We start from the raw sequence: 13,683 nt of genomic DNA, 5'->3' as shown, positions 1-13,683 counted from the left end.
TGTGCTCACGGATAACGAGAATTGTGAAAAATTTAACCTCCTCACATGTTCTGCCCTTTCGCGCCCTCATCGACGCCTGCTGGAAAGAAAAATACACCTCGTCACGTTTTCTGCGTGATGTTATCGCCGGGATCACCGTCGGGATTATTGCCATTCCGCTGGCGATGGCGCTGGCGATTGGCAGCGGTGTGGCACCACAGTACGGACTTTATACCTCGGCAGTCGCCGGGATTGTCATCGCCCTGACCGGCGGGTCGCGCTTTAGCGTCTCCGGCCCGACCGCAGCCTTTGTGGTGATCCTCTACCCGGTTTCCCAGCAGTTTGGCCTGGCGGGTTTGCTGGTCGCGACGCTCATGTCCGGGGTATTTCTGATCCTGTTCGGTCTGGCGCGCTTTGGCCGATTGATCGAGTACATTCCGCTTTCCGTGACGCTCGGCTTCACTTCCGGGATCGGCATTACCATCGGGACCATGCAGATCAAGGATTTTCTTGGTTTGCAGCTCGCGCACGTTCCTGAACACTATCTGCAAAAGGTCGGCGCGCTGTTTATGGCCCTGCCGACGGCCAATCTGGGCGATGCGGCGATCGGTGTCGTGACGCTCGGAACCTTAATTCTCTGGCCACGGCTGGGCATCCGCCTGCCGGGGCATCTTCCTGCGCTGCTGCTGGGCTGCGCGGTGATGGGGGTGGTGAATCTGCTTGGCGGTCACGTCGCCACCATCGGCTCCCAGTTCCACTATATTCTGGCGGACGGTTCGCAGGGCAACGGTATTCCGCAGCTTCTGCCGCAGCTGGTACTGCCGTGGAACCTGCCCGGCTCAGACTTCACCCTGAGCTGGGACTCCCTGCGCGCCCTGCTTCCTGCCGCGTTTTCCATGGCGATGCTCGGCGCGATTGAATCGCTGCTCTGCGCGGTGGTGCTCGACGGCATGACCGGCACCAAGCACAAAGCCAACAGCGAGCTGGTCGGTCAGGGGCTGGGGAATATCATCGCGCCATTCTTTGGCGGCATTACCGCCACGGCGGCCATTGCGCGTTCCGCAGCCAACGTCCGCGCCGGGGCGACATCGCCGGTGTCTGCGGTGATCCACTCCCTGCTGGTGATCCTCGCCCTGCTGGCCCTCGCTCCGTTGCTCTCATGGCTGCCGCTCTCGGCGATGGCCGCCCTGCTGCTGATGGTGGCGTGGAACATGAGCGAGGCGCACAAAGTGGTGCACCTGCTGCGCCGCGCGCCAAAAGACGACATCATCGTGATGCTGATCTGTATGTCGCTGACGGTGCTGTTTGACATGGTGATCGCTATCAGCGTCGGGATTGTGCTGGCATCGCTGCTGTTTATGCGCCGCATCGCGCAGATGACGCGCCTCGCGCCGGTAAATGTTGAGGTCCCGGACGACGTGCTGGTTTTACGCGTCATCGGCCCGCTGTTCTTCGCGGCGGCAGAAGGTTTGTTCAGCGATCTGGAATCGCGAATCGCCGGAAAACGAATTGTGGTGCTGAAATGGGATGCGGTGCCGGTGCTGGACGCGGGCGGTCTGGATGCCTTCCAGCGCTTTGTGAATCGTCTGCCGGAAGGCTGCGAGCTGCGGGTAAGTAATCTGGAGTTCCAGCCTTTGCGCACCATGGCCCGCGCAGGTGTACAGCCGATTCCAGGCCGCCTGGCGTTCTACCCGAATCGCGAAGCGGCGTTAGCAGATCTCTGATACAACAACGGCTCCCTAGGGAGCCGTTGTCACATTCGTTATGTAAATTTTGTAGGCCGGGTAAGGCGAAGCCGCCACCCGGCAATAAACACTGAGTTAGCTATGTTTATGCTGATCGCGACGGCAGCGCTTATCGTAATGACGCACCCACCAGTATCGGTCGCTGACCTGCTCATGACCACTCACGCGAGCCCCCGCCAGCCACAGTACCGCACCTAAAAAGATGCTCAGAACCGCGCCATGCGCGAAGTATTGTGGGAGGTCAAGCTGCGGCAACTGGTTTAAAATAGAGTAACCCACACCTGCTACCATCACGAACAGGCCCAATCCCATTAGCACGTTACCGAGTCGTGAAGCGTTTCTGCGTTTCATATGCCACCTCCGGAACCTGGGTTGCAGGGAAAATGTCCCTAATCCTTGTGTTTAAAGTATAGACAACGGGTCTTTTATGAGTTGCGTGAATGATCACAATAATGAGCACGATTGCCACAAAAGTTTACAAATAAGCGACTGAACCGCTTGAAATTCTAATGGTTCAACTGCGTCATTATTCAAATCCCCCGTTTCCTGACGCAGAATTTTGTCAAGCGGCGCGGCAAACAGTAAACTACGCGGCAAATCTGGAACCTTTAGGAATTGAAACGTGACGATTAAACTGATTGTCGGCCTTGCCAACCCAGGCGCTGAATATGCGGCCACCCGCCATAACGCCGGAGCCTGGTATGTTGATCTGCTGGCCGAGCGGTTACGTGCTCCCCTGCGTGAAGAACCCAAGTTCTATGGCTATACCTCGCGTATCAACCTGGCGGGAGCGGATGTGCGTCTGCTTGTTCCAACAACTTTCATGAACCTGAGCGGCAAAGCCGTGGCGGCGATGGCGACGTTTTATCGCATCAATCCGGACGAAATTCTGGTCGCGCACGACGAGCTGGATCTGCCCCCGGGCGTTGCCAAATTCAAACTCGGCGGCGGTCACGGCGGCCATAATGGTCTGAAAGACATTATCAGCAAGCTCGGCAATAACCCGAACTTTCACCGTTTACGCGTGGGAATCGGCCATCCGGGCGATAAAAACAAAGTTGTCGGCTTTGTGCTGGGCAAACCACCCGCTTCCGAGCAGAAGCTCATCGACGACGCCGTAGACGAAGCGGCGCGCTGTACCGAGGTCTGGCTGAAAGAGGGTTTGACCAAAGCGACGAACCGTTTACACGCCTTTAAAGCGCAGTAGTCTGCGCGATACGCCATTTTTACCGCGCGTGACGGCGGTTACGTGTATAATAGGCAAAGTTATTTACTTTTCTTCAATCGGTTAATGCTAACGGGTTGAATATCAAGATATTAAGGTGATTTAAAGATGGGATTTAAATGCGGTATCGTGGGCCTGCCAAACGTGGGCAAATCCACCCTGTTTAACGCGCTCACCAAAGCGGGTATCGAAGCAGCAAACTTCCCGTTCTGTACGATTGAGCCGAACACCGGCGTCGTGCCGATGCCAGATCCGCGTCTGGACCAGCTCGCCGAAATCGTTAAACCTCAGCGCATTCTGCCAACGACCATGGAATTCGTGGACATCGCGGGCCTGGTGAAAGGTGCATCTAAAGGTGAAGGCCTGGGCAACCAGTTCCTGACCAACATCCGTGAAACCGAAGCTATCGGCCACGTGGTGCGTTGTTTTGAAAACGACAACATCATTCACGTGAATAACAAAGTCGATCCGGCTGACGATATCGATGTTATCAACACCGAGCTGGCTCTGTCTGACCTCGACACCTGCGAACGCGCCATCCACCGCGTGCAGAAACGCGCCAAAGGCGGCGACAAAGACGCGAAAGCGGAACTCGCGGCCCTGGAAAAATGTCTGCCACAGCTGGAAAACGCCGGTATGCTGCGCGCGCTGGATCTGACCGAAGAAGATAAAGCGGCGATCAAATACCTGAGCTTCCTGACCCTGAAGCCAACCATGTACATCGCGAACGTCAACGAAGACGGTTTTGAGAACAACCCGTACCTCGACAAAGTGCGCGAAATCGCTGCTGGCGAAGGTTCTGTGGTTGTTGCTGTCTGTGCTGCCGTTGAGTCTGACATCGCCGAACTCGACGATGCCGACCGCGAAGAGTTCATGGCTGAGCTGGGCCTGGAAGAGCCGGGTCTGAACCGCGTGATCCGCGCAGGCTACGAGCTGCTGAACCTGCAAACTTACTTCACCGCTGGCGTGAAAGAAGTACGCGCATGGACCATCCCTGTTGGCGCAACCGCTCCGCAGGCCGCCGGTAAAATCCACACCGATTTCGAAAAAGGCTTCATCCGTGCGCAGACTATCGCGTTCGAAGACTTCATCACCTACAAGGGTGAACAAGGCGCGAAAGAAGCCGGTAAGATGCGTGCGGAAGGCAAAGACTACATCGTCAAAGATGGCGACGTGATGAACTTCCTGTTCAACGTCTAAATAGCTTCTTGCTACAGGGGGTTAATGCCCCCTGAAAACTAAAAATCCAAGCCCCGGCGTGGATTTTTTTATCGCTTCGTGACTCACTGGCGCACGATATTCTGGTACAAATCAATGCGGTTTCCGACCTGCATTTTGTTCATCAGACGCAAACGGCTTGCATAGACTGACTTGATATCCACGCCCAGACGCTCGCCGATTTCGCGGGTATCCAGACCTTCCTGAAGACACGAAAGCACATAGCCCTCATTTTTGGACAGTTTCACTTTCAGGCGATAGTTTAAGTGCGAATGGTTCGTCGAAAGACATAACAGCACTTCGTTGATATCGCTTTTACGGTCGATAAACACCACATTATCCAGATGACACAACGCGTAATAATCAAAATCGCTGCAGATAAAAGCAAAAATCTTTTTATTATGCGCGGCATATTGCTCCACCTGCATGCGCCCCGTTGATTTAACATCAACAATAAGACAAGCACCGTTTAGCAATTTCGACGGCATTAAGGTTTTTAATGCGAGAGTGAAAAAACAATCATTTGAAATGATAACCTGCGACAAACTCATCATAGCGCCCTCACCCACAGTAGGATGCTATTTTTGCATAAATATAATTACGCTAATATCAGCAAAAGAGGATTATTATGTCGGTGCTTTCTTACACGCGTAGCCCGCATCTGAAATTCACATCAATACGCATAGTGTTTATTTAATATTAAGGAGAAATCCCTTATAACGCTAATCCAAATATAAATTGAGTTACCCATGCTTCTTCGCAATCGACTATCCCTGATGTTTATGGCCTTTGCCAGCATGACGTCTTCCGGCGACGTTTTACCGGTGATGCTGCGCAAGGCGTTAGCCAGAAACGAGCTCACTCCTTATGTCCAGCCGATCTACAACGCGCAGAGTGGCAAGCTAGTCGGCGGCGAAGTGCTGATGCGATGGCATCATCCCCACCTGGGGAATATCTCACCTGAGCGTTTTATTCCTTTAGCTGAGCGACATGGTCTGATTACGCGTATTACCCAGTACGCTTTTCAGCGCGTGGCAGAAGAAATTATTGCGAGTAAAAGTATTCACCTCCACGACATGACGCTGTTTTTTAACGTCTCCGCCGCGGACTTTAAGAATAATGAGATCCTGAGAGAGTGCCGCGCCTTTATACAGAAAACTCAACATACTGATTTACATATAGGGCTGGAAATTACAGAACGGGAACCTGTCCATAATACCTCTATGGCTCAGGGTATCTGTGAACAACTTGAAGCCCTCGGCGTGATGATTTCGATAGATGATTTTGGCACCGGGCATTCAAATTATCATTATCTGATGCAGTTTCGTCCACGCTATATCAAGATCGATAAACTCTTTACCGCTGATATAGATTCCGACGTGACAAAAGAAATTATCGTGCGCAATATTATCGCCCTCGCGCACGATATGCACTGCATGACCATTGCGGAAGGTGTCGAAACGGCGGCACAGAAGGAAAAACTGATCGCAATGGGTGTCACCCATCTCCAGGGATATTACTTCTCGAAGCCGGTTGCGATGGCGACCTTTTTCACCCTCGCTGCCCAGTCCCCACAATGAAAAAGGCGTCCCCTCACGGGAAACGCCTCTGTTCCTGAATTTAGAGCGATCGGTCACCAGTTCAAATCAATCACCACTGCCGCTGTTGCCAGCCCTGGATCTGCGCTGGCTCGCGGGCACAGCACCCACACCAGCGGATCCGACCAGGACGTCTCCGTGGTAATGGTGCGTAAAGGGGTTTTCGAACCGTCCATCGCCACCGATGAACTCTTGTCCGTGCAACCGGCATCCGCCGTCGCCGTGGTGCCGCGGAAGCCGCGCACATCGCCATTAATTGCGCCGTTGGCCGACATCAGAGGCACGCTGGTTTTGTCTCCCGCCTGAGATTTTGGCGTCACAGACCACGAGACCGGGAGTGAGGTTCCCGTCGGGTTGACGCAGGAAACATCTAACTGCGAGCTCACGGGAATGCCGCCTGGTTTTCCGACATCCGACGGGGTAACGTCCCCGAAGGAGATAGAAGAAGGTGTGCTCACGTTGCAGCTGACGCCAGTCCAGGTCAGTGAAAAGGTGCGCTGCTCAAAGGTTGAGGTCGTGGCGTTCCAGCGGTATCCGCGCGATGCCTGGGCGTAGACGGTTTTGGTCGACATTTTCGCCGCGCCCGGTTTTACGTACACCCCATACCCAATCGCCGCCTGGGTGCCGCCGCCGGTGTTCATTTCCACGACGCCGGTTGAGACCGTATAGGTGGTGCCCACGCCCAGACAGTCGGTGCGGGTGCTCAAGTTTCCGCTCCCGGTGCCAAATTTATCCCATGACGCCGAGGAGGTAGTGTTCAGGCCAGGGTTACTGTTCGGTGTAAAGGTCCCGCCGTTGGTGCTCGGATTCATCGACCCCGGCGTGACCACCATCGGGCCTGACATCGTGCCGAACGGGATCACCAGGATCCCGGCAGCAATTTCATATCCCCGGTAGCCGTCGTACGTCGCCATCGGATACATGTTGATGCACTCGCCGGTGGAGAGCGGTGCCGCAGAAACCAGAATCGTGCCGACCTGCCCGTAGCCCAGGAACGGCACCAGGTTGGTCGAATAATACCAGCCGGGCTTGTTGCCGGGCACGATGCCCCCGGTGGTCCATTGCAGGGTGGTATTCATCACGTCACTGATCACCTGATAACCGGAGCGAAGCTCCAGCGCGGAACAGTTCGCCGCACTGAGCAGCACTGCTGCACCCAAAAGTGTTTTTGCCCGGCGTTTCCACGGGCCGTTCGAACGGAGATGGGTCATTTTTTACTCCTTGTGCGCCACGACTGCACGGTGGCGCATGTCATGTTAGTTAGCGGCAGTCGCCGTTCATCTGAATCACCGGCATCTGCGCGGTCGGCGCAAGGCCTTGCAGGTTGTAGCTCACGCGGCACTGCTTATCGCGGCCTTTGCCCCACGTCACCGCCAGCTCACCTTTTTGCGGTAAACCGGTCAGGTAGATCTGTCCGTTATCGCCCACAATCCCGGTGTTCTCCTCCCCGGCGGCGCTTTGCGCCAGCACAGCGGTGGCGCCAAACGGCACCACGCCCGCCCCGCCGTCTCGCATCAACGTCATCAGCACCTGATAGCCAATGCGGGTGGCGAATTCGGCTTTCACCACCGCCCCGTTGGTCGGATAAACCGTCTGCTGGTTCTGCGGCAAATCGACGTTATCCGGCAGCGTGCTCGGGTCGAGGCCGATGCTGTTGCGGCTGTAGTCCGAGAGATAAGGCACCACGGCGTAGCCGCGCGAGTCCGTTTTCCCGCCATTGTTCGACAGGCTGACACCTTCCGCGCCTGGGGCGCTGATCAGCGCGACCGAGCTGCCCAGAGGCCGTGACAACGTCACACCCTGCGAGTGGACGACCGCGCCGCCGCTCATATTGACGTTCATCGAGCGCATGTCAGACGAATAGCCGTACCCGGCGGAAATGTTGCCCTTGCTGCCCTGATAGCCCAGATTGAGGTTGCTGTTGCTGACCTGATCCTGGTTACCCCAGCCCTGCATCACGCTGTAGGAGAACGCGCCGTCGGCGTTGCTTCCGGCGATCCCGGCCTGATTCTGCGTCCGGCCCTGGTTATCGTGCGTGAACTGGCTGCTGGCCCAGGTGTTTTGCAGCGCAGGCGAGTAGGTAAACAGGCTGAACGGAACCGTCATGTTGAACGACAGCTGACGGTTTTCCGGCCAGTCGCCGTTGCCTTTCATGCGGTCGACGGTGTAATACAGCCCGTAGCTGACGCCGCGATAGCTGCCGTTATACCCTGCCGCCAGGCTGGTAAGGGTTTTCGTCGAGCCGTAATAATCGTCGCGGTTCGCCCGCAGGCTGACCGAGCCCCAGTCGCCGAGTTGCTGCGTCACCTGGGTCTGGAAGCTGCTGCGACGGCGACTCAACAGCCACGGCGATACGTCCTCCCGCTGCGCATACCCGACGCTGTTGTACTCCGCGAAGCTGTAGTAGTTGCGGGTGGAATAACGCAGCGCCGTCAGGTCCACGGAGGTGCCGGTAGAGAGCATGCTTTTTGAATAGCGCACGCGCCACGAGGCCCCGCCCTGACGATCTTTATCCTCAAACTGAGTGCTCGAAAAGGTACCGTCAGCCGACATCGCCCCCCAGTCACCGAGCGACACCCCGCTCCCCATGCTCAGCGCACTGTACTTCTGCGACGTCAGCAGGCCGCCGTAGAGGGTGAGATTTTTCGGCAAACCGTAGATCAGCGTGGCGAGCACAAAGTCGGACTCGCGCGATCCCTGCGTCGTGCCGCCGTCATACCGTCCGGCGGTGAGTTCATATTTCACCGCCCCCGGGCGCAACATCACCGGCAGCGATGAATAGGGCACCACGAAGGTATGGACGCTGCCGTCCGATTCGGTGATCGCCACATCCAGGTCGCCGGACATCCCCGCCTGGTACAGATCTTTGATTTCAAACGGACCGGGCGCGACGTACGTCTCGTACACCACGTACCCGTTCTGGCGCACGGTCACACGCGCGTTGCTGTTCGCCACGCCGTTAATCTGCGGCGCAAAGCCCCGCAGACGCGCGGGCATCATCTGCTCGGCGGAACGCAACTGCACCCCGCGAAACGGCACGCCATCCAGCACGTCGCCGCCGGTGCTGGCTTCGCCCATCAGCAAGCGCGAGCGCCAGTCGCGCACATCCCGCGCCAGATAAGTACTGGAAAAACGGGTGCTGTGGCTGCTGTTGCCGTCGTCAGCGTTCGTTTGGCTGTGCGTGAGCGTGCTGCGCAGACGCCATGCGCCGACGTTCGCGCCGGTCTGTACGTTGGCAAAGACGTTGTTGGTCGCGCGCGAATCGCCGTTCGCCGTCTGCTCGTTGCGCCCGGCGCTGAGGTTGTAGTTAAACAGCATCGCCGGGATCCCGTCGTCCCACAGGGCCGGGTCGCTCTGGCTGTCCTTGCCCGGCTGCATCGCCACCTGCGGGATGCTGACATCCAGACGCAGGCGCGAGAGATCAAATTTCACCGTAGATTGCGGGATCAGCGCGCTCAGGTCGGCCACCGGCTGGTCTTTGGGGAGATCTTTCAGGGCCGGCAGCTGGTCGACGTTGACGCCCAGAGTTTTCAGCAACGCCGGCGTCAGCTGCGGCACGACATTGCCCTGCGTATTTTTTTTAAAACTCAGCTCACGAGACTCGGCTTCACGCTGGTTGACGAAAATCGTGACCAGATAATCACCTTCCGCCACGCCGCCCACGTGCGAAAACGCAGAGAGATCGACGTCGGAGGTGCCGGTTCCCAGCGAGAGCAGCTCGGGGTCAAAGTAATCTTCTGCCCACGCGCTCTGGCAGCTCATCAGCACGAAAAGGGCCAGCGAATGGCGCGGAATAGTGTGCGTGCCGTTTATCCTGAAACAGGAGGTTAATGTCTTACTCAAAATCGTTCCCTGCTGTGTTATGAATTATTCTCTGTCTGGCGCTGCACTGCGGTTTGCTGGCTGTCTTCGTCCACCACCTGCCACGTCACTTCTCCGCGCATGCCCGCTGATACGGGGTAACGCTGCTGCCCTTTCGGCGGCACCAGCCTGCGTAACGCTTCGGCCTCCAGCGGTTTCCCACCCACCGTCACCTGGCTGAAGTTGATGTAAAACGGCGTCGGGTTATCGACCACCAGCGCATCGTTTTGCAGGCTGAAGCGCAGCTGTTTCGCGGCACCTTTCACCCCCTCGTCGGGCAATCCCGCAGGCCGGTAAAACATCTTCATGTTGTTAACCACCGCGAGCACCAGCTGACCGCCGGTCTGGCTGGCTTTGTCCGGCATCGCGGGGATGCCTTTCACCGAAAGATAAAAGACCGATTCCCTGTCCTGCGGCAGCGTCATGCCCGTCAGTCGAATACGCAGCGTGAGCTGCTCGCCGGGGTCAAGGCGCTTGAGCGGCGGCGTGACCATCAGCGGAATGGCGTCGCCAGGCCCTTTGCTGTCACTTTCAGCGGCCGGTAATCCGGTGGTGAAATCCATCGGGCGGATCCACGACTGCATCAGATATGCGCGTCCGGTGTTGTTGGTCATCGACCAGGTGATGCCCTTCTTTTCCGCCGCGGGATAGACAATCCGAAACTGGTTTAGGGAAAACCCGGACGCGGTCTCCGGGGAGGCAAAACAGGGCTGCGCGCCTGTCAGCGCGGCCAGCAGCAAAATGCGTTTCATGTTGCCCCTCCACTTTTCACAGCGGCGTTGAAGAGCGGGCTGTTGCCGCCATAGTCATTAATCAGCGTCCATTGCGCCCGGCGGACGTTGCCCGCCGCAGGCAGGCTGATATGTGAAAATGGCGCGATCATGATCCCGCGGCTGGTGTCCACTTCTGCCTCATCAAAGGCCAGGCGCGAGAACGTCAGGTAATAGGGCGTCGGGTTGCTCACCTGCACGGTTGCCCCCCTATGCTGAAAACCTACCCGTCCCGCCGCCTCTTCCTGCGCTATCGCCAGCCCCACCGGGCGGTAAAACAGCTTGATGGTGTTCTGAATGCCCACGGAAACCCGCGCCGCCAGCGCAGCGTCGTCGCTCGCTTTGGGCTGGCTCATCGACGGCACGGCAATCGCGGTGAAATAAAAGACCGACTCACGATCGTCCGGCAGCGCGGCATCGCCTTTGCGCAAAATTCGCACCGCGTTTTTGCTGTGCCCTTCCAGGCGGAACAGCGGCGGCGTGGTGAGAAATGGCGCGGGCTCACGTCCGTTCGGGCTGGCGACGACCGCCGATTGCACCAGATACGGCAGGGTTCCGTGGTTTTGCAGGCTCACCGTCTGGGCGTTATCCGTGGACTGAAAAATGACGCGCGTCCGGCTGATGCTGATCCCGCCGTTTTCTGCGGTCGCGCCCTGAACCAGGGCCACCAGCAGTGCGGACACCAGCAGCATCCGGCGCACAATCAAAGAAACAAGATTCATGGAGAGCTCCTTACTGATACGCGAAATCAAAGGTAATGCTGGCGTTCAGCAGCCCGGATTTTGTGGCGGCATCGGTACACTGATTCCCGCAGGAGAGCGCCACTTTGAGCGGAATGGTGCTGGTGCCGCCGTTAAAGCTCGCGGCGTCTGCGGGGGCAGGAATGAACGTATTGTTCGCCACCACCACGCCCGCCGCCGTCACCAGACGCACGCCGTAATTCACCGCCTGAGAGGTAGCCTGGCGGAACAGGAAATCACCGGAGGCGGAATTGCCCGCGCCGGTCACGGTGATGCCGGGGCGCTGGACCGCACCGATAAAACCGGCGCATTGCGTCAGGGTGATCTCAAGCGCAAGCGGATCGGCCAGACTGAGGCCCTGGCGAATGTCAGAGGAGAGCACGGCGCCGAAATCAAGCGTCGCCGGGGCGGAAACCTGGCAGGTCGGGGCCTGAAAGGTGGCGCTGAACTGCACATCCGCCGCCGTCGCGCTGGCCGCCATCCCCATCAGCCACAGGCAAAGGGATCTCCTCAGGGCAATGAAATGCCCTGATAAAATGTTCAAATTTTTCATCGGGTTTGTCGGTTGAAAGCGTTAAGGAAAAATAAAGGCAAAGGTAATGCGGGCGTTGACGTTACCCTGCGTCAGCATCGGATCGCCTGCACTGCGCACCAGGCCGACGGAAAACGGCTGCACGGAGCTGCCCTGATCCTGAGCAATCGCCACGATGTCGCCGGGCGCGACGGTATCCGCCGCGTGATAGAAATCATTCAGGCTGGTGAGCGTCCCTTTTTTCAGCATAAAACCGGCGTATTTCGCCGTTGAGCTGGCGGCGCGGAACAGGCGCGTGTCCGTCAGCCCGCTCGATTCCCCGGTCACGCTCAGGGACGGCGATTTACCCTGCATTTCCACGCAGTTCAGGTTCACGCCCAGGGGCAGAATTTGCGCCGTGCCAGTGGCAAACTGGGTCACATCTTTCTGATCAAAGGTGATGCTGGCGTTATCGAGGGAGACCTGACAGCTGCCGTCGACGATATTGGCCTTAATCTCTGTGGTGGCGGCACTGGCCGCCGCGCCTGATAACATCAGCGTCATTCCGGCAAAAAGCGGTTTAATGAACGGCGCCACGGAACGCCTCCACGCCACCAAAATCGTTAATCGCCGCCCACTCTGCCTTCCCCTGCCCGACGCTGACCGGATAGGTATTTGCCGCAAACGGGGCCACCATGCTGGTGCCTTTGATGACGTCGAGTTTGATTTTTTTGCCGTCAATCATCAGCTTGTTCAGGGAGATGTAGTAAGGCGTCGGGTTCGTCACCTTCACGCCCTGGCCTGTACGAGAGAACTGTAGTTTCCCCATCGCCTCTTTCTGCGTCAGCGGCAAATTATCCGGGCGATAGAAGAGTTTCACCGTATTGCCGGTCGCCACCTGCAGGGTTCCGCCGACGGTATTCTCATTATTCCCCTGTCCGGCTTTCCCGGTCGGAATAGACATAATATTCAGATAAAAAACAGACTCCCGATCGCGCGGCAGTGAATTGGATTTTTTAACTATACGAATCTTATTACTGGCATCGGATTCAATACGAAACAATGCCGGGACAGGCATAAATACGTTGTCCGAAGATTTCGCTGAAAGGCTTTCTGAAATACCGACATTAATAAGGTAAGGTTGAGTATGCGACCGGTTATTAATGTCAACACTTTGACTGCTTTCGCTACCGGAAAATATCACGCGCGAAGTACCAATACTGATACTGGCGAATGCCGGTTGAAGGAATAAAAGGCTCAGGCTTAAAATAACGCCGGCCTGGTGATAACGCTTCATCATAAATTCTGCCCGTTCAATGAAAAGAGAGACCGCAAGTGCCTCTCTTTTTTATTCTCCGCGTCGCCCTCAGGGTGAATGCGGGCGACGGATTTGCTGCAATTAGTTGCTAACGTAGGAAATTTTAACCGGTGCGTTGTATGCGCCTGGCAGTACGTTTGCGGTATCCATCACTGCCATTCCGGCGGTGAAGGTGTAGCTCAGCGCGCCGTCTTCATCAGCCACAACCGGGATGCTGGTGTCGTTGGTGACCTGAGTGGTGTTGTCGGACTGCTTCAGCATAAAGCCCGCAGTCTGGGCAACGTCGCTCAGGAACAGGTTGTTGTCAGAACCCACCACGCCGCTGACCTGCAGTGCCCCTTCTTCGTCGGCATTACAGTTTTTCAGGGTCACAACCAGTGGTTCTTCGCCCACTTGTTGTTTCGCTGCGGTGAATTCAGTCTTGGCGAAAGAACCCACGTTCAGCGTTGCCGCACCGTTATTTGCCGTGACTTCACACGTGGTGGAAACAATATTCCCCTGCAGAGTCACATCAGCCTGAGTGGCCGCCTGAACGTGACCCACAAAACCCAAAACCAGAGCGACGGGCGCAAGGGCGATCATTTTATTCATTACTCAATCCTTCATTAAAATAGCGTTTGTTACGGTTAAAAAGAGTTATCTCAGCCTGCCGTGGCTGATGGAAAGATAATATAGCGTGACAGAATGGTTAACTATGGGAGGGGGATGATTTTAATGA

At 56.8% G+C, this 13,683-nt stretch carries 14 protein-coding genes; 4 read left to right on the top strand and 10 right to left on the bottom strand.

The features are described 5' to 3' along the window. The first annotated feature begins 23 nt into the window (after nucleotides 1-23). Nucleotides 24-1,703, top strand: coding sequence for a C4-dicarboxylic acid transporter DauA (gene dauA, locus AC3WS9_RS09685; RefSeq protein WP_492488028.1), 1,680 nt, complete (start codon nucleotides 24-26; stop codon nucleotides 1,701-1,703). Between the two features lie 96 nt (nucleotides 1,704-1,799). On the opposite strand, the gene ychH is transcribed toward dauA, so the two are convergent. Continuing rightward, nucleotides 1,800-2,075, bottom strand: coding sequence for a stress-induced protein YchH (gene ychH, locus AC3WS9_RS09680; protein WP_095282282.1), 276 nt, complete (start codon nucleotides 2,073-2,075; stop codon nucleotides 1,800-1,802). A gap of 271 nt (nucleotides 2,076-2,346) precedes the next feature. Between ychH and pth the strand changes: the two genes are divergently transcribed. Further along, the gene (gene pth / locus AC3WS9_RS09675; protein ID WP_100779905.1) at nucleotides 2,347-2,931 is read left to right on the top strand and encodes an aminoacyl-tRNA hydrolase; all 585 of its coding nucleotides are present in this window, start codon (nucleotides 2,347-2,349) and stop codon (nucleotides 2,929-2,931) included. A 126-nt stretch (nucleotides 2,932-3,057) separates the two neighbouring features. After that, nucleotides 3,058-4,149, top strand: a complete 1,092-nt coding sequence (ychF, locus tag AC3WS9_RS09670) for a redox-regulated ATPase YchF (RefSeq protein WP_100779904.1) — start codon at nucleotides 3,058-3,060, stop codon at nucleotides 4,147-4,149. Nucleotides 4,150-4,232: 83 nt separating this feature from the next. On the opposite strand, the gene AC3WS9_RS09665 is transcribed toward ychF, so the two are convergent. Then, nucleotides 4,233-4,595 carry a helix-turn-helix domain-containing protein gene (locus tag AC3WS9_RS09665; RefSeq protein WP_492488025.1) on the bottom strand — a complete coding sequence of 121 codons (363 nt, stop codon included), beginning with the start codon at nucleotides 4,593-4,595 and terminating at the stop codon, nucleotides 4,233-4,235. A gap of 321 nt (nucleotides 4,596-4,916) precedes the next feature. Here AC3WS9_RS09665 and AC3WS9_RS09660 point away from each other — a divergent pair, with 321 nt between their 5' ends. After that, nucleotides 4,917-5,747, top strand: a complete 831-nt coding sequence (locus tag AC3WS9_RS09660) for an EAL domain-containing protein (RefSeq protein WP_492488023.1) — start codon at nucleotides 4,917-4,919, stop codon at nucleotides 5,745-5,747. Nucleotides 5,748-5,800: 53 nt separating this feature from the next. On the opposite strand, the gene AC3WS9_RS09655 is transcribed toward AC3WS9_RS09660, so the two are convergent. The 8 genes from AC3WS9_RS09655 to AC3WS9_RS09620 form a co-directional block, all read right to left on the bottom strand. Further along, on the bottom strand, nucleotides 5,801-6,976 hold the full coding sequence (locus AC3WS9_RS09655; protein ID WP_492488021.1) for a hypothetical protein: 1,176 nt from the start codon (nucleotides 6,974-6,976) through the stop codon (nucleotides 5,801-5,803). A 49-nt stretch (nucleotides 6,977-7,025) separates the two neighbouring features. Then, nucleotides 7,026-9,608, bottom strand: a complete 2,583-nt coding sequence (locus AC3WS9_RS09650) for a fimbria/pilus outer membrane usher protein (RefSeq protein WP_492488019.1) — start codon at nucleotides 9,606-9,608, stop codon at nucleotides 7,026-7,028. Nucleotides 9,609-9,625: 17 nt separating this feature from the next. Continuing rightward, nucleotides 9,626-10,378, bottom strand: coding sequence for a fimbrial biogenesis chaperone (locus AC3WS9_RS09645; protein ID WP_492488017.1), 753 nt, complete (start codon nucleotides 10,376-10,378; stop codon nucleotides 9,626-9,628). Continuing rightward, complete coding sequence (locus AC3WS9_RS09640) at nucleotides 10,375-11,118, bottom strand: fimbrial biogenesis chaperone (RefSeq protein WP_492488015.1); 744 nt, start codon at nucleotides 11,116-11,118, stop codon at nucleotides 10,375-10,377. The genes AC3WS9_RS09645 and AC3WS9_RS09640 overlap by 4 nt, the downstream gene beginning before the upstream one ends. A 10-nt stretch (nucleotides 11,119-11,128) precedes the next feature. Beyond that, nucleotides 11,129-11,689 carry a fimbrial protein gene (locus tag AC3WS9_RS09635; RefSeq protein ID WP_285155772.1) on the bottom strand — a complete coding sequence of 187 codons (561 nt, stop codon included), beginning with the start codon at nucleotides 11,687-11,689 and terminating at the stop codon, nucleotides 11,129-11,131. Between the two features lie 21 nt (nucleotides 11,690-11,710). Continuing rightward, a complete protein-coding gene (locus AC3WS9_RS09630; RefSeq protein WP_492488013.1) occupies nucleotides 11,711-12,244 on the bottom strand; it encodes a fimbrial protein in 534 nt (177 codons plus the stop codon). Further along, nucleotides 12,228-12,944, bottom strand: coding sequence for a fimbrial biogenesis chaperone (locus AC3WS9_RS09625; RefSeq protein ID WP_492490316.1), 717 nt, complete (start codon nucleotides 12,942-12,944; stop codon nucleotides 12,228-12,230). The genes AC3WS9_RS09630 and AC3WS9_RS09625 overlap by 17 nt, the downstream gene beginning before the upstream one ends. A 102-nt stretch (nucleotides 12,945-13,046) precedes the next feature. Continuing rightward, complete coding sequence (locus AC3WS9_RS09620; protein ID WP_285144348.1) at nucleotides 13,047-13,556, bottom strand: fimbrial protein; 510 nt, start codon at nucleotides 13,554-13,556, stop codon at nucleotides 13,047-13,049. Nucleotides 13,557-13,683 lie beyond the last annotated feature (127 nt).

The organism is Lelliottia sp. EB106-05-01-XG201, from assembly GCF_058791735.1.
Note: the sequence above shows the minus strand (reverse complement) of the source record. Positions and strands in the feature narration are given on the sequence as shown.